Source organism: Dactylosporangium sp. NPDC051484, from assembly GCF_040689395.1.
Lineage (GTDB): Bacteria > Actinomycetota > Actinomycetes > Mycobacteriales > Micromonosporaceae > Dactylosporangium.
Window position 1 is genome coordinate 128719 of sequence record NZ_JBFAZX010000007.1, and the last position, 24701, is coordinate 153419.

23 protein-coding genes and 3 pseudogenes are annotated in these 24701 nt (G+C 72.9%); 14 read left to right on the forward strand and 12 right to left on the reverse strand.

Annotated elements, in window-relative coordinates:
• The first annotated feature begins 249 nt into the window (after positions 1-249).
• Positions 250-1086 carry a class II glutamine amidotransferase gene (locus AB0367_RS15460; protein ID WP_366226941.1) on the forward strand — a complete coding sequence of 279 codons (837 nt, stop codon included), beginning with the start codon at positions 250-252 and terminating at the stop codon, positions 1084-1086.
• A gap of 84 nt (positions 1087-1170) precedes the next feature.
• On the opposite strand, the pseudogene AB0367_RS15465 reads toward AB0367_RS15460, so the two are convergent.
• Positions 1171-1472 (reverse strand): annotated as a pseudogene (locus AB0367_RS15465) (transposase); the annotation flags it as partial.
• 62 nt (positions 1473-1534) lie between these two features.
• On the opposite strand from AB0367_RS15465, the gene AB0367_RS15470 reads away from it, so the two are divergent.
• Positions 1535-1747 carry a hypothetical protein gene (locus tag AB0367_RS15470; protein WP_366226942.1) on the forward strand — a complete coding sequence of 71 codons (213 nt, stop codon included), beginning with the start codon at positions 1535-1537 and terminating at the stop codon, positions 1745-1747.
• Here the strand turns inward: AB0367_RS15470 and AB0367_RS15475 are convergent.
• Positions 1738-2073, reverse strand: a complete 336-nt coding sequence (locus tag AB0367_RS15475; protein ID WP_366227121.1) for a hypothetical protein — start codon at positions 2071-2073, stop codon at positions 1738-1740. The genes AB0367_RS15470 and AB0367_RS15475 overlap by 10 nt on opposite strands.
• An 88-nt stretch (positions 2074-2161) precedes the next feature.
• Here AB0367_RS15475 and AB0367_RS15480 point away from each other — a divergent pair, with 88 nt between their 5' ends.
• The 3 genes from AB0367_RS15480 to AB0367_RS15490 are packed head-to-tail and all read left to right on the forward strand — an operon-like array spanning position 2162 to position 4409.
• Positions 2162-2569 carry a GntR family transcriptional regulator gene (locus AB0367_RS15480; protein ID WP_366226943.1) on the forward strand — a complete coding sequence of 136 codons (408 nt, stop codon included), beginning with the start codon at positions 2162-2164 and terminating at the stop codon, positions 2567-2569.
• 11 nt (positions 2570-2580) lie between these two features.
• Positions 2581-3471 (forward strand): ABC transporter ATP-binding protein, encoded by an 891-nt coding sequence (locus tag AB0367_RS15485; RefSeq protein WP_366227122.1) that lies wholly within the window; start codon positions 2581-2583, stop codon positions 3469-3471.
• The gene (locus AB0367_RS15490; protein ID WP_366226944.1) at positions 3468-4409 is read left to right on the forward strand and encodes a transporter; all 942 of its coding nucleotides are present in this window, start codon (positions 3468-3470) and stop codon (positions 4407-4409) included. The genes AB0367_RS15485 and AB0367_RS15490 overlap by 4 nt, the downstream gene beginning before the upstream one ends.
• A 40-nt stretch (positions 4410-4449) precedes the next feature.
• Here AB0367_RS15490 and AB0367_RS15495 read toward each other — a convergent pair.
• Positions 4450-4760 (reverse strand): annotated as a pseudogene (locus tag AB0367_RS15495) (SAM-dependent methyltransferase); the annotation flags it as partial.
• Positions 4761-5562: 802 nt separating this feature from the next.
• Between AB0367_RS15495 and AB0367_RS15500 the strand changes: the two are divergent.
• Both AB0367_RS15500 and ligA read left to right on the forward strand, forming a co-directional pair.
• Positions 5563-5784 (forward strand): annotated as a pseudogene (locus tag AB0367_RS15500) (group II intron maturase-specific domain-containing protein); the annotation flags it as partial.
• A 364-nt stretch (positions 5785-6148) separates the two neighbouring features.
• Positions 6149-8215, forward strand: a complete 2067-nt coding sequence (gene ligA / locus AB0367_RS15505) for an NAD-dependent DNA ligase LigA (protein WP_366226945.1) — start codon at positions 6149-6151, stop codon at positions 8213-8215.
• A 229-nt stretch (positions 8216-8444) separates the two neighbouring features.
• On the opposite strand, the gene AB0367_RS15510 is transcribed toward ligA, so the two are convergent.
• Positions 8445-10373 (reverse strand): hypothetical protein, encoded by a 1929-nt coding sequence (locus AB0367_RS15510; RefSeq protein WP_366226946.1) that lies wholly within the window; start codon positions 10371-10373, stop codon positions 8445-8447.
• 176 nt (positions 10374-10549) lie between these two features.
• Here AB0367_RS15510 and AB0367_RS15515 point away from each other — a divergent pair, with 176 nt between their 5' ends.
• On the forward strand, positions 10550-11209 hold the full coding sequence (locus tag AB0367_RS15515) for a methyltransferase (RefSeq protein ID WP_366226947.1): 660 nt from the start codon (positions 10550-10552) through the stop codon (positions 11207-11209).
• Positions 11210-11408: 199 nt separating this feature from the next.
• The gene (locus AB0367_RS15520) at positions 11409-13178 is read left to right on the forward strand and encodes a hypothetical protein (RefSeq protein WP_366226948.1); all 1770 of its coding nucleotides are present in this window, start codon (positions 11409-11411) and stop codon (positions 13176-13178) included.
• Between the two features lie 54 nt (positions 13179-13232).
• On the opposite strand, the gene AB0367_RS15525 is transcribed toward AB0367_RS15520, so the two are convergent.
• Positions 13233-14462 carry an MFS transporter gene (locus AB0367_RS15525; RefSeq protein ID WP_366226949.1) on the reverse strand — a complete coding sequence of 410 codons (1230 nt, stop codon included), beginning with the start codon at positions 14460-14462 and terminating at the stop codon, positions 13233-13235.
• 189 nt (positions 14463-14651) lie between these two features.
• On the opposite strand from AB0367_RS15525, the gene AB0367_RS15530 reads away from it, so the two are divergent.
• Entirely contained in the window at positions 14652-15314 is a 663-nt protein-coding gene (locus AB0367_RS15530) for a zinc ribbon domain-containing protein (protein WP_366226950.1), read from the forward strand.
• 1 nt (position 15315) lies between these two features.
• Positions 15316-16752, forward strand: coding sequence for a hypothetical protein (locus tag AB0367_RS15535; RefSeq protein WP_366226951.1), 1437 nt, complete (start codon positions 15316-15318; stop codon positions 16750-16752).
• A 37-nt stretch (positions 16753-16789) separates the two neighbouring features.
• On the opposite strand, the gene AB0367_RS15540 is transcribed toward AB0367_RS15535, so the two are convergent.
• Entirely contained in the window at positions 16790-17239 is a 450-nt protein-coding gene (locus tag AB0367_RS15540) for a hypothetical protein (protein WP_366226952.1), read from the reverse strand.
• Between the two features lie 70 nt (positions 17240-17309).
• On the opposite strand from AB0367_RS15540, the gene AB0367_RS15545 reads away from it, so the two are divergent.
• The 3 genes from AB0367_RS15545 (at position 17310) to AB0367_RS15555 (ending at position 20475) form a co-directional block, all read left to right on the forward strand.
• On the forward strand, positions 17310-17537 hold the full coding sequence (locus AB0367_RS15545) for a hypothetical protein (RefSeq protein WP_366226953.1): 228 nt from the start codon (positions 17310-17312) through the stop codon (positions 17535-17537).
• 305 nt (positions 17538-17842) lie between these two features.
• Positions 17843-19279, forward strand: a complete 1437-nt coding sequence (locus tag AB0367_RS15550) for a hypothetical protein (RefSeq protein ID WP_366226954.1) — start codon at positions 17843-17845, stop codon at positions 19277-19279.
• On the forward strand, positions 19276-20475 hold the full coding sequence (locus AB0367_RS15555) for a hypothetical protein (RefSeq protein ID WP_366226955.1): 1200 nt from the start codon (positions 19276-19278) through the stop codon (positions 20473-20475). The genes AB0367_RS15550 and AB0367_RS15555 overlap by 4 nt, the downstream gene beginning before the upstream one ends.
• 46 nt (positions 20476-20521) lie before the next feature.
• On the opposite strand, the gene AB0367_RS15560 is transcribed toward AB0367_RS15555, so the two are convergent.
• From AB0367_RS15560 to AB0367_RS15585, 6 genes are all read right to left on the reverse strand, one after another.
• Positions 20522-21325, reverse strand: coding sequence for a hypothetical protein (locus tag AB0367_RS15560; protein ID WP_366227123.1), 804 nt, complete (start codon positions 21323-21325; stop codon positions 20522-20524).
• 7 nt (positions 21326-21332) lie between these two features.
• Positions 21333-22013, reverse strand: coding sequence for a DNA polymerase ligase N-terminal domain-containing protein (locus AB0367_RS15565; protein ID WP_366226956.1), 681 nt, complete (start codon positions 22011-22013; stop codon positions 21333-21335).
• Positions 22014-22469: 456 nt separating this feature from the next.
• Positions 22470-23282: an NUDIX domain-containing protein gene (locus AB0367_RS15570; protein ID WP_366226957.1), complete on the reverse strand. Its 813-nt coding sequence runs from the start codon at positions 23280-23282 to the stop codon at positions 22470-22472.
• Between the two features lie 36 nt (positions 23283-23318).
• A complete protein-coding gene (locus tag AB0367_RS15575; RefSeq protein ID WP_366226958.1) occupies positions 23319-23621 on the reverse strand; it encodes a hypothetical protein in 303 nt (100 codons plus the stop codon).
• Positions 23622-23635: 14 nt separating this feature from the next.
• Positions 23636-23848, reverse strand: coding sequence for a PspC domain-containing protein (locus tag AB0367_RS15580; protein WP_366226959.1), 213 nt, complete (start codon positions 23846-23848; stop codon positions 23636-23638).
• 66 nt (positions 23849-23914) lie between these two features.
• Positions 23915-24577, reverse strand: a complete 663-nt coding sequence (locus tag AB0367_RS15585; protein ID WP_366226960.1) for a methyltransferase domain-containing protein — start codon at positions 24575-24577, stop codon at positions 23915-23917.
• Positions 24578-24701 lie beyond the last annotated feature (124 nt).

Genomic DNA, 24701 nt, shown 5'->3' on the forward strand with positions numbered 1-24701 from the left:
GTGCGCCGGCAACCGCACCGGGTCACTGCCCCGCTCCGCCGACCGATCGCCGCCGACGAGGGCGCCTGCCTCCTCGAGGTCGCTGGCCGGTCACCGTGCGTCTGGCTGGGCCGGTCATCGTGCGTCTGGCTGGCCCGGTCGCCGTGCACTGGGACGTGTCGCAGGTCATTCCCGGCCTGGGCGACGTCATCCCTCGCGGGTGAGTGGCCACCGTTCACCGGCACCGACCATCGGGTGAGGAGGTGCGACATGTGCCGATGGCTCGCGTATTCCGGGTCGCCGATTCTGCTTGAGGAACTGCTCTACAAGCCCGAGCACTCGCTGATCGACCAGAGCATGCACTCGAAGCTCGGGGTGGGCACGACGAACGGTGACGGGTTCGGCGTCGGGTGGTACACGCCGGACGGGCCGGTCGAGCCGACGCTGTTTCGCGGCACGGGTCCGGCGTGGGGGGACGAGAACCTGCGCGAGATCGCCCACTCGGTGCGGTCCGGGCTGTTCCTCGCCCACATCCGGGCGAGCACTGGCACGCCGGTGCAGCAGACGAACTGCCATCCGTTCCGCTACGGCCGCTGGCTGTGGCTGCACAACGGACGGATCCGCGGATTCTCCCAGCTCAAGCGCGCGCTCACGCTCGCCGTCGATCCGGAGCTCTTCAACTGCATCGGCGGGTCCACCGACTCCGAGCTGATGTTCTATCTCGCGCTCACCTACGGCCTGGAGAAGGACGCCGTCGCCGCCGTGGAGCGCATGGTCGGCTTCGTCGAGCAGGTGGGCCGGCGGCACGGGATCGACAATCCGATGCAGATGACGGTGGCCGTCTCCGACGGCGAGCGGCTCTGGTCGTTCCGCTACTCCAGCGAGGGCCAGAGCCGATCCCTGTACTGCAGCACGGCCGTCGACACGCTGCGCACCATGTACCCGGACAACCCGGTGCTGCAGCACGTGTCGGAGGAGACGCGCATCGTGGTCTCCGAACCGCTCGGTGGGCTGGTCGGGGCCTGGCAGCCGGTCGCCGAGTCGAGCTACGAACTGGTGAAGCCCGGCGTCGACGTGGCCGGCCCGTTCCAGCCCGAACCGCGCTGACGAGCGGGTATCGCGACGGCCGTTGTGTCACAGGCGGATCGTCCCGGCGGTTGTCGAGCAGCGTGACGAGGGCGGAAGAGGCACAATGAACACGACGGGATAGACGGGGTCGAGGGCCGGCTCTGCCACTCCGCCATGCCGTCCGTCACCTTGTCGGTGATCGTGGAGATCGTCTGCTTGGACACCTTGGTGCCGTACACCTCGGCCAGGTGCGCGGCGATCTCACCATGGGTGAGGCCCTTGGCCGACAACGACGGCACCAGATCGTCCACCCCGGACAGCCGCCGCTGGCGCTTGCGCACGATCTGCGGTTCGAACGTGCCGGCCACGTCCCACGGCACCCGGACCTCGACCGGCCCGACATCGGTCAGCACAGTCTTGGCCCGCGTTCGCCGTCTACAACCCCGGCTCGAAGAGCCGCACCTGGCAGGTCGAGGCGGCCAAGGAGGTGCTGCTGCGGCACCGGGCCGCGGACACCCCGGCGGTGCTCGGCCGCGACGTCGGCGGCGCGGGGGAGCGGGTCAGGGTCGTGCGCCTCGCCGACCTCGACCCCGCCGAGGTCGACATGCGGACGCTGCTCATCGTCGGCTCCTCGCAGACCCGTGCCGTGGACCGCGGCGACGGCGTCCCGGTCGTCTACACGCCGTGCCGCTACCCCTGACCGGCTGGCGCCTTCGTCAGGTACAGCGACAGGATCTCCGGCAGCGGCGCGACCCCGGGCCCGCCGGCCTCGACCCATGCGGTCAGGTCGCCGATGACGGCGTCGTCGAGCAGGTAGCCGAGCCAGACGGGCCGGGCGCCGGCCCGTCTGGCGGCGGGCGTGGGGTGCACGACGACGATGTTGGACCGCTCGCACGCGTCGAGGCACCCGCTGACCCGCACCCCCGCCTGCCCGAGCGCCGCCCGTAGCCGGGCCACCTGCCCGGCGTGGTCCACGTCCGGGTGCTTGCGGGGCGAGCCGCAGCAGCAGTCCCGGCACACGGTCACCAGCGGTTGATCCATTTCCCGAGCCTATGCCAGCGCCCCCGTTGTCCTATAGTATTACTGTCGTAGGACAACAGAGAGGCAGGCCGGCGTGATCGAGTTTGTGCTAGACGGCCGGTCGAAGGTCAACACCTACGTGCAGCTCGTCCAGCAGGTCAAACAGGCCCTGCGGGTCGGGCTGCTGGTGCCCGGCGACCGGCTGCCGAAGGTCCGCGACGTCGCGCAGTCCCTGGCCATCAACCCGAACACGGTCCTGAAGGCCTACCGGGAGCTGGAGCTCGAAGGGCTCGCCGAGGGGCGGCCGGGGGTCGGCACGTTCGTCACCGGCACCCTCGCCGGCGACTCCCTCGCCAACCAGGCCGACCTGCGCGCCGAGCTGCTCGAGTGGCTGCGCCGGGCTCAGGCGGCGGGCCTGAGCGACGAGGACGTCACCGCGCTCGTCGACACCACGATCCGCGCCGCGCGGCAGGCCGACGCCCTGCTGGAGGAGCTGGCATGAGAGGACACGAGATGGAGCACGTGCTGGAGGCCGACGGGCTCGGCAAGCGGTACGGGGCACGCTGGGCGCTGCGGGACTGCACCCTGCGGCTGCCGGCCGGCCGGGTTGCCGCGCTGGTCGGGCCCAACGGATCCGGCAAGTCCACGCTGCTACACCTGGCCGTCGGCCTGCTGCGCCCCGACGCCGGCGCGGTGCGGGTCTTCGGCAACACGCCGTATGAGAACACCGCCGCCCTCGCCGACATCGGCTTCGTTGCCCAGGACACCCCGCTCTACCGCGACTTCACCGCCAACGACCTCGTCACCATGGCCGGCAAGGTCAACCGGCGGTGGGACGCCACGCTCGCCCGGACCCGGCTCGCCCAGGCCGGCATCCCGCCCCGGATCCCGGTCGGCAAGCTCTCCGGCGGCCAGCGCGCCCAGGTCGCCCTCGCCCTGGCCCTCGCCAAGCGGCCCCGGCTGCTGCTGCTCGACGAGCCCGTCGCCAGCCTCGACCCCGTCGCGCGGCGCGAGTTCCTGCGGACGCTGATGGGCGGCGTCGCCGAGTCCGGCACGACCGTGCTGCTCTCCTCGCACATCCTCGCCGACCTCGAGCACTCCTGCGACCACCTCGTCGTGCTCAGCTCCGGCGCCGTGCAGCTGTCCGGCGCCGTCGACGACATCGTCGGCGAGCACCGGCGGCTGGTCGGCCCGCGGCACCACGGCGAGCCGATCGGCGGTGTGGCCGCCGTCGTCCGGGCCCGCCACACCGACCGGCAGTCGACGCTGCTGGTGCGCGCCACCGGCCGGGTCACCGACCCGTCGTGGACGGTGCACGAGCTGACCCTGGAAGACCTGATCCTGGCCTACCTGTCCGACGGCGTCACGGAGGCCACCCACGAGGCATGGGGAGTCGCGGCATGATCTGGCTGACCTGGCGGCAGCACCGCACACAGGGCCTCTACACACTGCTCGGGCTGGCGGCCCTCGCCGCGTTCATCGTGCCGACCGGCCTGGCGATGCGCCGCGACCTCGACCGGCTCGTCGGGCAGCGCTGCGCGACCGGCGGCGAGCTGTGCGACCGCGGCATGAACGAGTTCATCGACACCTACAGCCCGCTGCTCCACGTCGCGATCCTGCTCCTGGCCGTGCCGCTGCTCTTCGGCCTGTTCTGGGGCGCGCCGCTCGTCGCCCGCGAGATCGAGCAGGGCACCCACCGCATGATCTGGACCCAGGGCATCAGCCGCCGGCACTGGGCCTGGACCAAGGCCGGCCTCCTCGGCGGCGCGGTCGCCGTCCTCGCCGCCGGCTACGGCTGGGGCATCTCGTGGTGGTACGAGCCCCTGCAGATCCGCGAGAGCCGCTTCACCGAGGTCTTCTTCGACGTCCAGGGCGTCGTCCCGGTCGGCTACACGCTGTTCGCGGTCGCCCTCGGCCTGTACGCCGGCACCGTGCTGCCGAAGGTCATGTCCGCGATGGCGGTCACCCTGCCGGCCTACATCGCCGCGCGGCTGGCCGTCGGCATGTACGCCCGGCCGCGCTTCATGGCGCCGCTCAACCGCAGCCTCGCGATCGACGACCACATCGAAGGGATGACCGGCGCCTGGCTGATGTCGACGGAGGTGCGCCAGGCGGACGGCACCCGCGTCACCGGCGGCATGATGGTCTGCCGGCCGGAGGGCGACGGTGGTCTGTGCGCCGCGGCCCGGGAGATGGGCCTGCGCCCGGGGGCCTACAACTACCAGGTGTATCAGCCCGAGGGCCGGTTCTGGACCTTCCAGTGGATCGAGACCGGCATCTTCGTCGCGGCCGCCGCGCTGCTCGTCTGGCTCGCGATCCGCCGCGTGCGCCGCGTCGCCTGACCCCGCCGGTGTGCGCGGACGCCCGCGCACACCGGCGGGGTCAGGAGCGGGCCAGGATCTCGCCGTGCAGGATGGACAGCCAGCCGTCGGGGGAGGCCGCCCAGGCGCGCCACCCCGTCGGACAGCCGCTGCAGGTGCTCCTCAGTCACGCCGCTCGCCCTGGCCTGGGTCGCCATCGCCGAGGCGCGGACCCGGTCCGCCCACATGCCGCCCCCACCAGGCGCGGTCCTCGTCGTCGGCGAAGTACCACGTGCTGGCCGTCGCGGTGACGTCGGTGAAGCCCGCGGCGCGCGCCCACGACAGCAGCCGCCGGCCGGCGTCGGGCTCGCCGCCGTTGGCGCGGGCCATCCGCGGTACAGGTCCAGCCACTCGTCGAGCTCCGGCAGCTGCGAGGAACCAGGTGAACGCCGCATAGGAGCCGGGCGCCGGCATGACCGACCACACCACGCCCGTCGGCACTCACGATGATCTTTGGGCGCGTTCGGGTAGCCACTCGGTAAGTGCCTTCCGTGGCAGGTGATCAGGGCCTTCGACAAGCCAGATCATCCCAGACGGGAGGCACTTCCTCATTTCTGATCATGAACTGCGGACGGCCTTAACGAAGGGCCGAGGTTAGTGACGCCGCCTGAGATCTCCAGCAGTTGCCCCTTGAATGCCTCGCGGCCAAGTCCGCCCCCTCGTTCTGGTTCAGTCCGAGGAGGCTTGACCGCCCCGAGCCCTGAACTGTCACGCCTCCTTCGCCGTCAAAATCGACCGGCAGCGTGCGCCTCTGCCGCGAGCGCTGGTCGGCGGGAGGACCATCGTCATCACAGTGAGTGACAGCCCCAAGTGGTGCCGAGGCTTCCTGTCCTGCCGAGAAGTGCGCATCCGGACTTCGACTGTGTCACCTTTCGCCGGTGACGATCTCCCCTGACGCCTCCCCGGACGTCCTGGAATCCGCGGCGGCCGACGCCACTTCCGCCGCTTGGCGGCTCATCTGGGAAGAGTCGTGTCACCAGGGAACGTGCTATCCGGCAAGCGGACTTCTGCTGCTCTGGCTCGCGCGAACCTGCGCCGCATTCTCACCGCAGGAGCGAGGAGGCCGTGGCGCTGGCAGGTTTCATCGCGGTAGACGCGGCGGACACCGACCGCGCCGCGAGCATGGGTCAACCCCAAGGTGCGAGGCTGGATGCAGTACTACGGCGCCTTCTACCGCTCAGCGCTGTATCCCCTCCTGACGCGTATCAACGCCTACGTGATGCGCTGGCTCCGCAAGAAGCACAAACGGCTGCGCGAACGAAAGAGAGCACAGGAAGCCTGGACCCGAGCCGTCACCACACGGCCCCGGTTCTTCGCTCACTGGGCTCCGGTAAACACCGTTCCCGCGGTCTGGTGACCAGGGCAACAAGAGCCGTATACCGAGAGATCGTTACGTACGGTTCTATGAGAGCCGGCCGGGTTGAAATGCCCCCGGCTACTCGACCCCATGCGTGTAATTATCCCAGAACCCGACCGAGGCCACCGCCCCAGAACGGCAGTCCATAACGTCAAATGGTGCACGCGCATGCCGGGAACCGCGCCGTGGCACCGGTAGGCCGCCGGCCCGCATCCGCCGTGCCGCCAGTGGCCGGACCCGGCACCGCCGGGCCATCGACGGGGACGGGCGCAGGAGCGGCAGTGGTCCGCGCCTGCCCGGCGCGAATCCGACATTTCGCCGGGCGACCCGGTTCTTGTCATACCCCATGACTAGGCTCCCGGGCATGGCCGAGCCGTTTGACACAGTAGCCGAGTACCGCACCGCGATCTCGCAGATCAGGGATGCCGCCGCCGCGTATTACAGCGGCCCCGATCTCGCGATGGATGACGCGGACTACGACGCGCTCATGGCGCGGGTGGCGGTGACGGAGGACGGGCACCCGGACTGGAAGGCCGAGGACTCGCCGACCGAGGTCGTCGCGGCCGGCGGCGGGGTCGTCGGCGACGTCGTGCACAGCGAGCCGATGCTGAGCCTCGACAACGTGTTCAACGAGGATACGCTGCGCAAGTGGGCGGCGCGGCTGGAGCGGCTGCTCGGGCGGCCCGCCGCCGCATACACCGTCGAGCCGAAGATCGACGGGCTGGCGATCGCGGCGCGATACGAGGACGGCAAGCTCGTGCAGGTCGCGACCCGCGGCGACGGCCGGGCCGGCGAGGACGTGACCGGGCAGGCCCGGCGGGCCGCGGGCTTGCCGGAGCAGCTCACCGAGCCCGTCACGATCGAGGTGCGGGGCGAAGTCTTCATGACCGACGCCGACTTCGACGTGGCCAACGGCATGCGCACCGCCACCGGTGAGCCGCCGTTCGCGCACCCGCGCAGCGCCGCGGCCGGCACGCTGCGGGCGCAGGACCGGACCTATGACGCGCCGCTGTCGTTCCTGGCGTATGGGGTGCGCGGCCTCGGCGACGGGCCGCACTCGGCCGCCATGGCGCAGCTCGCCAGCCTCGGCGTCTCCTCCACCGCCGGCATGCCGGTGTGCGCGAGCGCCGACGACGTCCTCGCGGCCGTCCACGCGCTCAACGCGGGCCGGGGCGCGCTCGGCTACGGCATCGACGGTGCCGTCATCAAGGCCGACCAGCCCGCCGACCGCGAGATCGCCGGCTCGTCCAGCCGGGCGCCGCGGTGGGGGATCGCGTACAAGTTCCCGGCGGACACCCGCACCACGCGGCTCAAGGCGATCGAGGTGCAGGTCGGGCGCACCGGCGTCATCACGCCCGTCGCCGTCCTCGAGCCGGTCCAGATCAGCGGCGTCATCGTCACCTCCGCGACCCTGCACAACTTCGACGACCTCGTCCGGCGCAACGTCCGCCCGGGCGACACCGTGTTCGTCCGCCGCGCCGGCGACGTCATCCCCGAGATCACCGGCGCGAAGCTCGACGAGCGCCCATCCGGCTCGGAGCCGTTCGAGCCGCCGGTCCGCTGCCCGCGCTGCGACGGCGAGATCGACCGCACCCAGAAGCGCTGGCGCTGCACGCGCGGCCGTGCCTGCGGGGCGCGCGAGGCCTTGGCGTACTACGCCGCTCGCGACTCCATGGACATCGAGGGCCTCGGCGGGAAGCTCATCGACATGGTCATCGCCGCCGGCCTCGTCACCGACCCGGCCGACCTCTATGACCTGCAGGTGCCGACCCTCGCCGCGTTCGACCGCATGGGCGAGGTGTCCGCGACGAAGCTCGTCACCGCCATCCAGGCCTCCAAGACTCAGCCGCTGTCGCGCGTGCTGACCGGCCTGGGCGTCCGGATGACGGGCCGCTCGATGTCGCGGCGCCTGGCCGCCCACTTCGGCACGATGGACGCGCTGCTGTCCGCCTCGGTCGCCGACCTGCAACTGGTCGAGGGCATCGGCCCGGAGCGCGCGGTGACGATCGCCGCCGAGCTGGTCGACCTGCGGCCAGTCATCGCCCGCCTGACGTCCCGCGGTGTGAACATGACCGAACCGAACTTCCGCCCTCGACCCGCCGTCGCAACCTCGGCCTCCGTCGAGGGCCCGAGCGACGTCTCGGACGCCGACGCGGACGGCGAATCCTTGGCGTCGCTCCCGCTGCGGAAGGAGGACGGCACCCCGATGACGGTCGTCGTGACGGGCTCGGTGCCAGGCCTGACCCGCAACGAGGGCAACGAGGCGGTGGAGCGCCTGGGTGGCCGCTCATCCGGCTCGGTGTCGAAGAAGACAGACCTGGTCGTCGTGGGAGACGGCGCCGGCTCGAAGGCCGCGAAGGCCGAGGAGCTGGGCATCCGCATCATGCCGGCCGAGGAGTTCGCCGAACTGCTCCGCACGACCGGCGCCTGAACCGTCCGTACCCCGCCCGCGCCGGGCGGCCCGTACCCCGCCCGCGCCGGGCGGCCCGTACCCCGCCCGCGCCGGGCGGTCCGTACCCGGGGCGGGGCGGGCGGGTGTCCGGTCGATGCCGGGCCGTGCTGCGGCGTCGCGATCAGCGATGCCGTTGACGGTGCGGGAGTGGGGCGCGGGGCGCGCGCGGGCCTTGCGGGTGCGCGAGCCGGGGATGTGTAACGGGAGGTCAGACCTTCCAGATCCAGACGTCGGAGACGTGGCGGCCGGGGCCGAAGAGCAGCTCGGCGGTCTGGCGGATCACCTCGCTGTTGCCGTGCTGGTCCGGCAGGACCAGGAAGTCGGCGTTCCAGAACGCGAGGTCGGCCTTCGCCTGGGCCTGCTGGTCGGGGGTGATCTGCGGTATCGAGCCGTCGCCGCCCGAGGCGTTGATGATCTCCATCGTCGGGCGGGTCGCGGTGCCGAACATCGCCGTCTTCTCCGGGTCGTTCGGGTCGGGGGCCAGGAAGTAGCCGCCGGCGATGCGGAACTCGAGGTTCGCCTGCGTCGCCCAGCGCATCGCGTCCAGGCTCTCCCACCAACCCAGCGGGAGCGGCACGATCGTCGAGTTCTCGGGGATCGTCTCGCGCCAGGCGCCGCTGCTGAAGAACGCGGGGATCGGGGAGCGCTCGGACGCCGGCTGCGGGGTCGGGATGAGCGGGAACAGGGCGGCCACTAGCGCCACGGCCCACAGCCAGCGGGCCGCCGGCGTGGTCTCTTCCAGGGCCGGCCTGACCTCCGTCTTGACCCCCACCGCTCCTTCTGATCTTTCCAGCGTGCCGGACTCACCCGGCACGCTGGAAATGCCGCGGTCACCGACGGCCGAGGCGGCGGTGGAGGCCATTGAGGAGACCGGCGAGGTCGTGGCGGAGGTCGTCGGGGTCGGGGCGGGGGAGGCGGCGTCGGGTTCCGGGGCGGGCCTGATGCCGACCACGTACCGGTCGACCAGCATCGCCAGCAGCACGCCGACGAGCGGCGCGATGACCAGGCCCAGGCGGGTCGGCACGACGGAGTCGAAGAGCGGCTGCTGGTGCACCCACTCCCACGGTCCATGCCAGCCGGTCGGCTCGGCCTTGTACTTGATCTCCGTGCCCAGGGACAGCAGCGCGAAGACCAGCGCCGTGATGAACACCGCGCGGGCCGCGCGCTGGCGCCACAGGGCCACCGCAGCGGTGAGCAGCAGGCCCAGCAATGGCCAGCCGAAGAATGTGTTCTCCTCGGTCGGGCCGCCCATTTTGTCGATGGTGGCGACGTCTGGGGCGAGGATCGAGCGGCGACTGAATTCCTTGAACGAGGCCAGGTCGCTGCTGAAGCCGTGCACGAATTCGGGCAGCCCGTGATATGCCTGCGGGCCGAAGAACTGGTGGTAGAGCGGATATGCGAGGAATACGCCCGCGAACAGGGCGCCGACGCCGATGGCGGGCAGGGCCGAGCGGGCGACCCGGAGGTATTCCCGGGGGTGCAGGTACGCCAGGAGGAAGACCAGCAGGGCCACCGCCGTGAGGAAGAGGATCTCCTCGTTGATGAAGCACTGGTACAGCACCACCGCGCCCAGCACCAGGCCGCGCCGCAGCGTGGGGCCTGGTTGTCGCAGCCGCAGCACGTTCCAGACGACGAAGGGGATCAGGAACTGGCCGGCGATGTTCGGGTGCCCGGTGCTCTGCGAGATCATCGACGGCGCGAATCCGCAGAACAATCCTCCGACGTATGCGGCCGCCCGAGACGTGACGACGTGCCGGGAAAGAATGAAATACCACGCGGCCGCGGTTCCGGCGAGAGCGATGGTGTCGATGAGTGCGAACGTGGCGCCGACGCCGAACAGCAATGTGATCGGTGCCAATGGCAGCGCGAGTCCGAGAACGGACGTGTTCGCCATGAGATTGACGCCGAGGGGCGCATTCAGTTGATCGGTGAAAAACGGGTTGTCGCCGTGAGTGAACACCCGCGCCGCATGCGTCAGCACCCACTCGAAGAAGATCTGGTCCTGGCCGTTGTCGGTGAGCATCCGGCCCCGTGGATCGGCCCACAGGTGCTGCAGGACCGTGACGGCGAACACGGCGTAGCTGAGCAGCGCGCCCGCCGCGGCACGGACCTCGTGTGTCCTCTCCCCGAATTTCACGGTGACACGATAGTTGGCGGCCGAGGTGTGCCACAGGGGTGGTGAGGGAGTATCAACGCCGATACACTACGCCAGTTCTGACAGGAAATTCATGTAGGGGTGCTAGAGTGCCGAATCCGGACGCGGCAATCCTAGGCGATCAGGCCGTCCAATCGGAAGTCCTCGAAGGCCTGGCCATGGCCAAGAACCATCGCAAGTGGTTCGTGGCGTTCGCGACGCCCTACCTCGGCGAGCATCCCATCGAGGTGAGCGCCGGCCTCGGGGACTACGCCGCGGAGTGGCTCGAGCACACCTCGACCATGACGCTGACCGAGGCGGACTCGGGCCGCATCGTCGCGCTCAAGGAGCGCTTCGCCGACCACCCCGGCGTGACGGTCCGTGAGCTGCTGCTGCCCAGCGACGTCAGCGCCGAGCACAGCGCCGCGATCTCGTACAATGTGCTCGAGCACATCGACGACGACATCGGCGGCCTGCGCACCATGCGTTCGCTCGTGCGGCCCGGCGGGCACGTCGTCATCGTCGTCCCGGCGTTCCCGTTCGCGATGGGCCCGGCCGACATCGCCACCGGCCATGTGCGCCGCTACACGAAGAAGACGATGCGCGCGGCGCTCGGCGCGGCCGACCTCGAGATCGTCAAGCTGCACTACGCCAACTCGCTGGGCCTGATCGGGTACTATGTCTCGACCTGCCTGCTCAAGCAGATGCCCGGTCCCGGCCCGATGGTGAAGTTCTACGACACGGCCGTGGCCCCGCTGACCCGCCTCATCGAGCGCGGCGTCCGGCCGCCCTTCGGCCAGTCGGTCGTCGCGATCGCCCGCCGCCCGCTTTCGAGCTGACCGGCCGCGGCGGCGTACCGGGCGACGCGTTCGGTGCGCCGACGCGGCCGGTCAGCGGCGGCGCACCGGGCGAGCGCCACGCCACGCGCGCCAGTGGCACTCACGAGGCGCCCGGGTGACCCCGGCCCACCACGGCGGCCGCAGCGGCTGCCGAGGGCCGGCGCGGACTAGGCGGCCTCGGCGGGGGTACCTCCGTGGCGTGATGAGTGCAGACGGCAGGCCGGGCGAGGACCCCCGGCACCGCGTGACCGTCGCCGCGCAGGCCCGGCCGGACCGGTGCTGGTTCGGCTTCGGCGAGCCGACGGAGCCCGTCGGGCCCGACGGCGGGTGCCGCGAGGGCGGGACACCGCAGACGACGCAGCAGTACATCTGGGCGCTCACCGCCGACGACCGGCAGCGCAGCGTCTGGTGGGGTACCGTCGCCAACACCACCGCCGCCGGGATCGCCACCGTGACGCCGGACTTCGTCGCGGCCGGGATGGCGCCGCTCAACCGGCCGTTCCACGACCCGCACAACGTCACCGTCGAGTTCGAGGGCTCCTACAACGCCGTGCACGAGGTCCCGCCGAACCGGGGCATCGTCGGCGACGCGGTGCCGGCGCAGGTGTGGCAGCACGACATCGAGACCGGAGAGACCGTCGAGCGCACCCCGACGCGGGAGCAGTTCCCGGGCATCGACGACGTCGTCGGGCTGCGGGCGGCCGGGTCGCTCGGCGACGTGGTGTTCATCGGCGGCATCGAGACCGCGCTCGACCAGGGCGCGCAGGCCGGCGGGACCGTGGTGCTGCTGGCCTACCGGGCCGGCGACGCGCGCTTCCTGGGCTGGAAGCGGTTCCCGGAGTGGGACAATATCAAGAACTTCGTCGTGGCCGAGGGCCGGCTGTACTTCGGCGTCGGCTTGGCCGGTCCGGCTGGCTCGGCCCGCGCGGGCACCGGCTCCGGGCCCAACCCCCCGACCGGCGCCGTGCAGCGCTGGATCGGCGACGCGCGGCGCCCGTTCCGGTTCGAGGAGGTCGGGCGGCTGGGCAACCAGCCCGCCTACTTCACGGTCCACGATGGACGGATCGTCACCGGCACCTGGGCCGGCACCGGCAGCCAGGAGCACGCCGGGGTGTACGTGAGCCCGCCGCTGGACCGGCTGTCCACGTCGGACAGTGCGAAGTGGACGCCGGTGTTCACCGCCGCGCAGTTCTTTCCCGACCCCATCACCGCGCGCAGCGTGGTGTCCTTCGCGGTCACGTCGTTCGACGGCTGGGTGTACGCGACGTTCGGCATCCCGAGCGTCGAGCCCTCGATGACGCGCCATCTCGCCGAGTACCCGCAGATTCCCCGGCACACGGTCCCGCACCTGGCGCTGGCGTACCTCAAGAGCTCGCCCGCCGGCGTGGTGTACCGCATCAAGGACCCCGGCCGCCCCAACCAGCAGGTCGAGCTGCTCTACGGCGAGCGCAAGTACTGGGTGTACGACCCGGACGCGGGCGAGGAGGGTTCGTGGACCCGCCAGGACAACCTGCTGCACCAGGACCCGAAGTTCGGCGGCGGCGGGTTCGACGACCGGTGGAACGAGTACGTCGGCTGGGGCGCGAACGTGTTCCGCGGCAAGCTGTACATGGGTACGTTCCACACCGAGAAGGTGCTGCGCGACCTCACCCTCAACCCGCGCACCGGCCTGCTGGCCAAGGTCCTCGGTCACCCGGTGCGCCCCCTCGAACTGTGGCTGCTGCGCGGCATCGGGCTGCGCGACAAGCGCGCCGCCGGCCAGGTGTGGGTCTTCGACGACGCCGGCAGCCCGGCCCGCCCGCTGACGACCACCGGCTTCAACAACGCCGACAACTGGGGCGTGCGCGGCATCCTGCCGATCGGCGACGAGTGCCTGTTCTTCGGTACCAACCAGGGCTGGCAGTACCCGACCGAGCCCCGCGACGACCCGCCGCGCCGCGCCGGCTGGCAGCTGCTCAGGATGGGCTGACCGCGTCGGCCCGCCTCGCCCGCGCGGCCATGCGTGACTGGGCGTGCGGGCTGGTCACACTCGCAGGTCGCGCAGGCGCGGGCTGAGCAGGGCGACCAGGCCGACGCCCAGCAGGCTCGCCGCGGCGCCGGTGACCATCGCGAAGCCGCCCGAGGTAGTGGCGGCGACCAGGCCCGCGCGCAGGTTGCCCAGGTGCGGGCCGGCCGTGCCGGCGATGTGCTCCAGCGCCGCGACCCGGCCACGGTGCGACTCCGGGGTGGTGGCCTGCACCGCGGTACCGCGGGAGATCACCGCCCACGTGTCCGCCGCGCCGGCGACGGCCAGCGCGGCCAGGGTGAGTGGCAGGCGGGTGCTCAGGCCGGCGACGCCGAGCGCGGCGCCCCACGCGGCACCGCAGCCGAGCAGGACCAGGCCGGGGCGGCCCCGGCGGGTGGCGAGGCCGGACAGGGCCGAGGCGAGCACGCCGCCGACGGCGACGGCGCTGGCGAACAGGCCGAGCACCCGCGGTGAGCCGCCGAAGCGCTCGGCGTTGAGCAGCGGGAACAGGGCGAACGGCATGGCCAGGAAGGTGGCGCACAGGTCGGCGATCAGGGCGCCGCGCACGACCGGGCTGCGCGCGGTGAAGCGGAGGCCGTCGACGATCGCGGCAAGGCCGCGCGGGCCGGCGGCGGCGACCGGGGCGGTGCGGGGCAGGGCCGCGATGCCGGCCAGGGCGGCGACGAAGGTCACCGCGTCGATGGCCAGGCACCAGGCCGTACCGAATGCGGCGGTGACGACACCGGCCAGCGCCGGGCCGACCAGCATGGCCAGCTGGAACGACAGGTGGTTGAGCGCGAGGCCGGCGGCGAGGCGGGCCGGCGGGAGCAGGCCGGGGATGAGGCTGCGCAGCACCGGCGTGCCGAGCGCGGACAGGGCCGAGGCGGTCGCGGTCAGGCCGAGCATCGCCCACACGCCGTTGCCGGGCAGGGCGGCGACGAGCACCATGAGCAGGCCGGTGACGAGCTGGCCGGCGGTGGTGAGCAGGGCGAGTCGGCGCCGGTCGGCCTGGTCGATGAACGCGCTGCCGGCCAGGGCGACCACGACGATCGGGGCGGCGACGGCCAACCCGACGAGCCCGACCATGGCCGGGCTGCGGGTGCGGTCCCAGACGTAGTAGGTGACCGCGAACGCGCCGAACTGGCCACCGACCCCGGACGCGGTCGAGCCGAGCCACAGCCGCCGGAAGGGCGGGTGCTCGCGCAGCGGGCGGACGTCGACGAGGGCACCGAGCGGCGTCAGGGGCACCGTGCCGACGTTAGTGCGGATGGACGTCGACGTCACTCGATTTTACAGGGTATCGGGCGGCCGGAGGCGGTGACCCCGTTCGGGCGCCGATCGGTCGATGTCAAATGGCCGACTTGCCGATCATGAAATCGATGCGCAGCGGGTACAAAGGCTGGAACGCCGTTTGCTGCGAAGAGGAGTCTGCTGCCCATGGCTGGCATGGTGCCGTTCACCAACAACTACTCGGACCACTCCACACGCGAGGGGTACCAGTTCGAGTTCAACTGCATGCGCTGCGGAAACGGTTACTCCTCCAGCTTCCAGCACTCGGTCACCGGCTTCGGCGGGCGCCTGCTGCGCATGGGCGGCGACCTGCTCGGCGGCGAGGTCGGCGCGAAGGCCTCCCAGATCGGCTGGGACGCCCAGTGGATGCGCGACGGCGTGCGCGGCTCGACCCGCGACAAGGCCCTTGCCAAGGCCGCCGCGGAGATGCAGTCGCACTTCACCCAGTGCCACCGCTGCGGCCAGTGGGTCTGCCAGCAGGTGTGCTGGAACCACGAGCGCGGCCTGTGTACCAGCTGCGCGCCGCGCCTCGACCAGGAGATCGCCGGCATGCAGGCGGCCGCCCAGGTCAACCAGCTGCACGAGAAGATCCAGGAGGTCGACTGGACGCGGAACGTCAACTACCGCGACCAGGGCGTGGGCCGGTGCCCCTCGTGCATGGGCGAGACCGGCGGCGGCAAGTTCTGCCAGCACTGCGGGACCCCGCTCGCGGCCGCCCCGGCGCAGCAGAAACGGTTCTGCGGCAACTGCGGCACGCCGTCCGCGCCCGGCGCGATGTTCTGCGCCGAGTGCGGCACGTCGTCGGCCTGACGTGCGCTTCCGCCTCATCGCAGACGGCGGTGCCCTGCTCGACGAGGGCGACGGCACCGCCGAGATGGCCGGCGGCGCGCTGGTCGTGACGCCCACGTCGGGCGCGGTCCTGCGCGTCGCCCCCGCGGACATCGTCGAGATCAGCGAGCCGCAGCCGTACGCGGTGGGGCTCGCCCTGTCCGACGGCGCCCGGCTGGAGCTCAGCCAGCTCGGCGCCATGCGCACCCAGCTGCTCGCCGAGCTGGCCGAGGCGCGCGTCGCCGACACCGAGCGGGTGCTGCTGCTCGACGGCGTCGGCACCCCCGAGGCGTTCCCGGGCGCGGCGGACGGCTCCCCGGCGGAGCTGCGGCTCTACGACGACGCCCTGGTCATCGTGCCGGCCGGCGGGCTCGCCGACAAGATCCCGTATGCGTTCGTCCGGGGCGTGACGAGCGACGCCTCCGGGTACACCCTCGGCCTCGACGTCGCCGGGCGCCCGCCGGTCGCGATCGGGCGCCTGGCCCGGCGTACCGGCGAATTCTCGGAACTGCTGCGGACCCGGGTCGGCGCCGCGTCGGGCCGCACCGCCCACTTCCTGGCCGCGCTCCTGCCGGGCCTCGGCCCGGTCGCGTTGCGGTCGGTCGCGGCGCTGCTGCGCGACGGCCTCGCCGCCGCCCGCACCGACCTGGAGGCGGTCGAGCCGACCGTCTTCCCGGCCCTGCTGGAGGCCGCCGGCCGGCCGGGCGCCGCCGCTGGCGCGCACCACCTCCTCACGCTCGGCACGACGTGGCTGGGCTTCAAACAGACCGATTCGGTACAGCGGGAGGGCTCCGGCGCGAGCCCGTGGCGCGACTCCGCCCGCCCGCCGGTGCTCGACCACGACGGCCGCGCGGGCTCCTTCGCCACCGGCCTGCCGGGCATGCTCGCCGCCGGCATGATGTCCGCCGGGCCGACGCTGGGCCACGGCTTCGACGGCCCGTTCCACGCCTACGGCCCGACCCTCGCCTACGGCATGCTGGGCACGATGGGCGGCCTGCAGAGCACACAGGCGGCCGGCCCGCACCTGCCGCGCGCGGTCTTCCCGCACGAGCGCGTGACGCCGGCCTCCACCGACTACGACGCGCTCGCCGACGCCGAGACCCCCGCGGTGCTGGCGTTCCTGCTGTGCCTGACCCCGGGCGGGCACCTGGTGTACGAGGTGCTCAACGCCCCCGGCCACGACACCTACGTGTTCACCTGCCGCGACACCGACCAGGCCGCACAGCTCAACCGCGCGCTGGACCTGTTGAGCTTCCGCGTCGAGGGCATCTCCTCCGACGCGTCCTCAGCCGGTTCGCGCTACCGCAAGGCCGCCCAGCGCCTGCCCGCCCTGCGCATCCTGCGCGAACGCTTCGCGGGTCAGGTCGTGCACACCGACGGCTGGGCCGAGCGGCTCGGCACCCTGACCACCGGGATCTGACTCGCTCTGACCCGCCCCGACCGGCAGGGCCGCGGCGTCAGCGCAGCTCGTTGGACAGGACGCGGCGCAGCGCGTCGACGACCTGCTCGGGGGCGAACCGTCGCAGGGCGGCCGTCTCCGCCTGGCGCAGCGTCGCACCGAGCCGCGCGTGCGGCGACTCGCGCACGACGGCGACGAGCCAGGCCTCCAGCAGCGTCGGGTCGTCCGGCAGCTCGAGGTCGGCCTCGCGGGGCGCGGGCGGCGGCGCCTCGCCGGTCGGCAGCGGCGCACCGGCCGACGCGTACGCCGCCGGTGGCACGCCGACCCGATACGGATGCACGCACGTCGGGGTGCCGGTGGCGGCGCTGACGCGGTAGCCGCGGGCGGAGTCGTAGGGGTGCTCGACGCCGGGCCGCTCGGCGACGTCGAAGGCGCCGAGCGCCAGTGCCTGCGCCGGGCAGGCGACGCATGTCGCGTCCCTGATGTCCGCGGCGCTCGGCAGGCCCACGCTCGGCAGCGTACCGCTCACCGGCTCCCCGTCACGGGGGCGGGCAGGGCGTTTCCGGCATACTTCAACCGTGGTGTTGTCGCGGAGCTGGTCGGTCTTCCTTGTGACGGTGGGCGTGTGGAGCTGGGTCATCTGGCCCAGATTCCTGCTCGCCATCTGGCGCGACGACCGGGCCTGGAGCGCCTCCGGCGCGCCCACCGGGTTCTTCTGGATTCACGCGGTGCTGATCGCCGTGTCGCTCGCCATCGGCACCGCCGTCGCCGTCCTCGGCATCCGCGGGTGGCGCGCCCGTCGGTAGGCCTCTTCGCCCCGGCGCGCCGTTCGCGGCCTTCCCTGCGGGGACGGTGCTCGACCGCCCCTTCGCCGTCGGCCGGGACCGCGCCGGGCGGACCCTGAGCGGCACCGGCCTCGCTGCCGTCGCGGCGGTCGCCGTGACCGCCGCCGAAATCGCGGCGCGGCGGCCGGCCAGGCGGCGGTACGCTGACCCGGCCGGTCGCGGGACTGTCCGCGCGACTTCCGGAACCCGCCTTTGCAGCGAAGCTTCGCAGCTCGCGCGTCCGAATTCCCCGACCGGCGCCAAGAATCCGCCGAGGGGAGGTCGTGGTGCTGGCCGAGTTGTCCAAGCCGGACGAGCTGGCCGAGCTGGCCGAGCTGACGGCGTGCGAGGACGTCGTCATGTTCGTCAACGCCGCCGTCACCGCCACCGCGCAGCGCGAGTTCCACGCCGGCGCGACCGAGCAGCGCCTGTCGCTGGCCTTCCTGCACGAGTACGTGCTGACCAACTACCGCGAGATCTACGCCGCGGCGCTCGCGCTGGACATCAACGACCTCAACGCGGCGACCATCGTGCTCAACCTGCTGCGCACGGCGCAGGCGGTGCCGCTGCCGCAGCGGCGGCTGGAGGGGCGCCTCATCGCCGCGAGGCTCCGCGCGCTCCCGCCGCAGCGGGTGTACCGCGTGCTGCGCGCCCTGCGGGCCGAGGGCATCAACAACCGGCGCACCCGCGCGATCGTGCGGGACTGGGTCGCGGCCCGGCCCGACGTGGCGTTCGACGCCGTCAAGTACCGCCGCGGTCTCACCGTCGCGGCCGGGCACGCGCACCTGCGGCTGCCCGGCGAGGTCGGCACGATGCTGTTCGACTGGCGGCGGCCGAAGCGCTACGACACGCCGATCCTGGAGTCGTGGCGGCGCGCGCACTACGAGAAGGACGCGCTGTTCGACCTGCCGTACACCGTCGCGGAGGGCCTCGCGTCCACCCGCCGGCGCGACATCGGCCGCGCCGAGTTCCTGCGCGCCATCGCGCCGCGGCTGACGGAGCTGGAGCGGCTGCGGCTGCAGCGCGCCGGGCACGGCCACGTCGAGGCGGCCCTGGACCGCCAGCCGCTGACCCGGCTCGCCCTGTACGCGTTGTCGCTGCCCCGGCCCGAGCGGGCCCGCCGCCGCGAGGAGCTCACCGCCGCGCTGCGCGCCGCCGCCCGCCGGGCCGCGGGGCGCCGCGCCGGCACGTGGGGCGACGTCGTCGCGGTGCTCGACGACAGCTACTCGTCGTCGGGCTCGGCCGTGAAGCGCCGCCGGCCGCTCGCCGTCGCGCTCGCCGCGCACTACCTGCTGGAGGCGCTCGCCCAGCGGTACCGCCCGATCTGGCTCAACCACGCGGGCGATCCGCTGCTGGTCCACCCGCTCGGCGCGACGCCGCTGGGGGAGCGCCTGCTCGACGCGCTCGCGCTGCGCCCGCAGCGGCTCGTCGTGGTCTCCGACGGGTGGGACAACGCCCCGCCCGGCCAGGCCGCCGAGGTGCTGCGGGTGTGGCGGCAGCGGCTCGACCCGGACGGCCGGACGTCGATCGTGCACCTCAACCCGGTGTACGACGGCGACGCCTTCGACGTGCGCCGGCTCTCGCCGGACGTGCCGAGCGTCGGCGTGCGCGACGCCGAGGACGCGGCGGCACTGGTCGAGCTGGCCCGGTTCGCCACCGGCACGGCCACCTTCGCCGAGCTGCGCGCCCACCTGGACGAACGAGTGGAAGGGTTCCTGCGGTGACCGAGGAGCTGCCCGGCCTGCCCGGACTGCGCACCGGTCCCGCCCAGACGTGGGGCGCGGCCCGGCTCGTGCCGCTGCTGCGCGACGAGCCGATCGCGGACCTGCGGCTGCACGCGCGACTGCTCGACGAGCACGAACTGTCGATCGTCGAGCTCACGCCGCGCGAGGCGTACGTCGCCTACGTGCCGCACGCGTTCGTCGCGACGTGGACGGCCGACGGCTCGCCCGCGGCCGCCTACGGCACGCAGCTGCTCGACCCGCGCGAGCCCGGGGAGCCCGGGGAGCTGGGGGAGCGCGGCCTGCCCCGCGTGGCCGGGCTGCGCTTCCACCGCCGCATGGCCCGCCGCGAGGATCGCCGCCGGCTGCGGTTCCTGCCGCTGCACCTGGCCCTGGAGGGCTTCCTCGGCCTGCAGTTCGACGGGCCGCCGATCGCCTGGCAGGAGTGGACCCGCGACGCGGTCACGCGGGGGCTGTCGCCGCGCGTCGAGGAGGCCTACCGCGGGGCCGACGTGCGCGGTCTCGACGACGCGCTGCGGGTCTTCGAGATCCACCCGGGTCAGTGCGGCCTCGTGCTGTACCTGGCCGACGCCCTCGCGAGCGTGTTCGTCGTGCCGCACCCCGAGGACTACCGCGCCCTGCACCCGACGCTGCTGCGCGACTTCTACGGCGAGCTGCTGTATCACTACACGCAGCTCTATCCGGCCGTGCCCGGCTTCGACCAGCCCCTCGACGCCTCCCGCGTGCACTCGATCGAGGACCTGCGCGGCGAGCTCGCCAGGGTGCGGGCCGAGTGGGCGTCGTTCCACAACGACGTCATGTTCACCGTGCGATCGATGCGGAGCCGTCCGGTGTACCGCATGGGCCGCTTCACCCTCGCCCGCTTCCTGCCGCCGTTCGACCCCGCCGCCGACAACCACGTCGGCGAGAGCATCACCGACGAGGCGGGCAACGTGGCGTACCTCAAGACGTTGCGGCTCTCGGCGGCCCAGACCAGGCGCGGGCACCTGCTGTCGCGACTGGCCGAGCACGATTGGAACCTCGACGCGACGGCGGCGGCGCTCGGCACCGACCGGCAGGGGCTCGTGCTGCGGCTGGACCGGGCCGGCTTCGGCCACCTCCTGCGCCCGGACGTCATCGACGCCTGCCGCGCCGCGGCCCGCCCCTCGCAGCGCGCCGATCGGCGTCCCCGGCGCTGACCGCCGCCGCGCCGCGGCCGTGGCGGTCTCAAGACGGTGTCCGGCGTCAGCGCAACGGCGGCAGCCGCTGGGGATGGTGCAGTACCTCGCCGAACAGGTCGCCGCGCGCGGCCAGCCGGGCACCGATCGTCCGGATCGTGAACCCGTCCGGCCGCAGGTCCGGATCGTCGAGCTCGTCCCAGTCGATCGGCGCCGACACGGGCGCGCCCGGCGCGGCCCGCGGGCTGTACGGCGCGACGAGCGTCCGGTTCACCGCGTTCTGCGTGAAGTCCAGCCGCGCCAGGCCGCCGCGCCCGGCCCGCTCCCACGCCCAGCTCACCAGGTCGGGCACGACCGAGCCGACGGAGCGCGACAGCGCCTCGACCCACGCGCGCGTCTCGGCGAACCCCGGCCCGGCCGCGACCGGCACCCAGATCTGGATCCCGCGCCGCCCGGTGACCTTCGCCCGGGCGACGATCCCGAGGTGCTCGAACGCGGTCCGGTGCAGCCGCGCGAGCACGAGCAGGTCCTCCCAGCGCGTGTCCGGCCCCGGGTCGAGGTCGACGAGCGCGTACGTCGGCCGGTCGGGCCGGTCCGTCGGCGAGGTCCACGGGTGCCACTCCAGGCCGCCGTAGTTCACCGCCCAGACCAGCGCCGCGGCCTCGGAGGCGACCAGGTACTCGGTGCCCGACCCCGGCTCCCGCCAGCGCGACAGCCACTGCGGCGCGTGCCCCGGCAGCGCCTTCTGCCAGAATCCCTTCGAGCCCGGGCCGCCCGGGAAGCGGTGGAGGTTGAGCGCGCGCCCCGCCAGATAGGGCAGCACGGTCGGCGCGATCCGCGCGGCGTACCGCAGGATCTCCCGCTTCGTCACCGCGGCGTCACCGTCGCGCCCCGCGAACAGGACCTTGTGCAGGTTCGTGACGCGCAGGTCCCGCCCGAAGACGTGCCACGTCCCCGACTCCCCGAGCGCCTCCAGCCGCGCGAGCTCGTCGTCGGTCGGCCCCCTCGCCTTGAGCCGCACCGCCGCCCGGACCGCCGGCAGGTCCGAGCGCCACATCAGCTCCGGGTCGGCCCGCACCTCGTCGCTGGACCGTCCACTGAGGACCGACAAGGGCAGCGCGGCCGCGTCCCACCCGGCCCACGGCGTGCTCGTCGCGCTTGTGCATCAGCAGCCACTCGTCGGCGCGGGTGCGCACGATGACGAACCGGCCGCGCAACTTCCGCCCGTGCAACTCGAAGTGCAACTCCCCGGCGGCGACCGCGGCCGCCGGGTCGGGGTCCTTGTACGGCACCCAGGTCCCCGCGTCCCACACGATCACGTCGCCGCCGCCGTAGGTCCCGGCCGGGATGATTCCCTCGAAGTCGACGTACTCCACGGGGTGGTCCTCGACGTGGAAGGCCGCCCGGCGCACCTTGGGGTCGAGCGAGGGCCCCTTCGGCACCGCCCAGCTGACGAGCACGCCGTCCAGCTCGAGCCGGAAGTCGTAGTGCGCACGCCGGGCCCGGTGCAGCTGCACGACGAACCGCCGCGCGGGCTCTTGCGGGCGCGAGTCGGGCACGCTTCAAGTGTCGCCTCTTCGAGCTCGTCGCGCCGCCCTGGACGCGTACCGTGCGGATAGTTCGCACGTATCGGACCTCGGGCCGGTGACACCTTTTGGGCCGGCCCGACGGTGGCCGTCGTCGGTGCCACGTCCGCGCGAATCGCCCTCCGGGTGGTTTCACGGGTCGGCCGGGGCGTCTTGGTGCTCCCGCCGGCCTTCCGCACAGCCCCGGTTGCGTCGCGGTCGGGCGGGGTCGCGGGTCCGGTCGAACCGGGCTGCGGTCGGGCGGGGTCGCGGCGGTGGTGGGGCGGGGTCGTGGACGTGGTCGAACCGGGCTGCAGTCGGGCGGGGTCGCGGCGGGTGGTGGGGGTGGGGTCGTGGGCGCGGTCGAACCTGGCTGCGGTGGGGCCGGGTCGCGCGCGTGGTGGAGCCGGGTCGCGGCTGCAGGCGGGCCGGGTTGCGGCCGTGGTCGGGTCAGGCCGGGGTGGTGCGGCGGGCGGCCGTCTCGGCGCGGACAGGGCTCGCACGGCTGCTGCGGATCAGGGTCCGCAGCGCCACGGCCGCGGTCGGGGAGAGGTCGGTGGCGGCGAGGTCATCGGCCAGGACGCCCGAGTCGTCCAGGTCGTATCGGCCTGCCAGGATCGAGATCTCGACGTGCGGCGCCGCGCCCGTCACGTCGGGGATCGTGCCGTGCCAGTGTGGGTGCAGGCGACCCGTGAACTCCACCGCGGCCTCCTCCGCCAGGGCGCGGCGTGCGGTCTCCTCCACCCCGGCGCCGGGATGGACCCGGGCGGTCGGCAGGGCCCACTGGCCGGGCTCGAACCGGGCCGTGGCGCTGCGGCGGCGCAGCAGGACCGCGCCGGCCGGGTCGACCAGCAGGGCCAGGGCCAGGCGTGCCGGGGACGCGGCCGGGTCGGGCGACGGGAGGCGGCCCAGGCCGGTCAGGACGCGATGGCGCAGCAGGGCGTGCTGGCCGCGGCAGCGGGCCGGTGGGCCGTCGGGGGGCGTGACCGGCTCTCCGCCCATGACCAGCTCGCCGGGGCGGAACTGGTCGCGGGTCAGGTCGAGCTCGGTGCCGTCGGGCAGACGGTTCCAACAGTGGTGTCCCGCGGGCTCCCCGCCTGCGGTGACCCGGCCGCGGATCAGGTCGCCGCCCATGATCTCCCGCACGACCAGCGCGGTGGGGCCGCACTGGCCCCGGGACGGGTTGCCGGGGTGCCAGTCGGCGACGTCGGCCGGGTCGCACGTGTCGGGACCCCAGGAGCGCAGCAGGAGGGGGAGCAACATGGGCGCATCATGCCGCATGGGTACGACAAAAATGGATCAGCCCTGGTCGTGCCAGTGGCGGAACAATGCGAGTTTCTGCCGTGCCCGGGCATCGACGGCGGAGCCCAGGCCGTTGGTCTCGGTGAAGAACGCGATCGCGGCGGTGAGGTCGCCGCACTCCTCGACGAGACGTTGGCGCAGGTCGGAGCGGTCGTAGTAAAGGTCTCGGCCGGAGACGCCGACGATCTTGCCCAGGACCTGGATCAGCTCGCCGGCCTCCTCGGCCAGCTTCGCCAGGCCGGGCCAGACATCGGAACCGATCTCGTAGGGGCCGGCCGGGTGCGACTGCTGATCTTCCACCCGCGCAAGGTTAATCAAAGCTCGGACGGCATGAGGACCCACAGGATCGGGTACACCAGGATCTGGCTGCCGGGGATGAGCAGCAGCGTGAGCACGAACAGCAGCCGCGCCACCCACGGGTCGAGGCCGAAGCGCTGCCCCAGCCCGGCGCACACGCCGCCGAGGACCCGCCCGTGCACCGGCCGGACCAGACCCTGCCGGCGCATCGAGCCGTGCACGGTGTCCATCGTTCGCTCCTTCGGTCGAGGGAAGTGGTTCCTCTCAAGCATCGGCGGAACGGGACCCCAGCCGCATCAGGGGACGGCCCTGGCCCGCCCCTGAGACGGGGCCCTGGCCGCGAACCGCTCGACGATGCCGAGGTTGAAACGCTCGTGGCGCAGCGGCGAGAACCCCAGCTCCAGCGCCCACAGGTAGGGCCGGCGCCGGAAGTGCTCGCCCTGCAGCGGCACCGTGATCGCGTCGGCCAGCGCCTGCAGGACGCGCACCGGCAGTACCGTCGAGGCCACATGGTCGGCGAGCAGCAGCAGGCCGCCGGGGCGCACGACCCTGGCCATCTCGGCGAACGCCGCCCGCCCGTCGGGGATCGCGCACAGCCCGAACGTGCACAGCACCGTGTCGAACGACGCGTCGGGCAGGTCCAGGGCCTGCGCGTCGCCGACCCGCAGGTCGGCGTCGAGGCCCAGCCCGGCGGCCCGGCTGCGGGCAACGTCCAGCATGGCCGGGCTCCACTCCACACCGGTGAGCCGCACGCCGGGCGGGTAGTGCGGCAGGTTGAGGCCGGTGCCCAGGGCGACCTCGAGCGTGTCCCCGGTGGCCTGCGAGACCAGCCACGGGCGGGTGTCGCGGAAGTACCGCTGCTCGATGAAGCCCATTCGCCGGTCGTAGTCGCTCGCGTGGCGGTCCCAGAACCGGCGCAGGCGCGACTGCCGCCGGTCCGGGGACTGGTTGCCGGACATCGAACCAGGATATTGCCTCGGGCCCGCAGAGCTGGCGCATTCCGATTGCGACCGGTAGCCCGGCCCACGCCGTCACCACCGACGCCGATCCCTGACAGAAACCCGGCACCGGCGACGATTACGC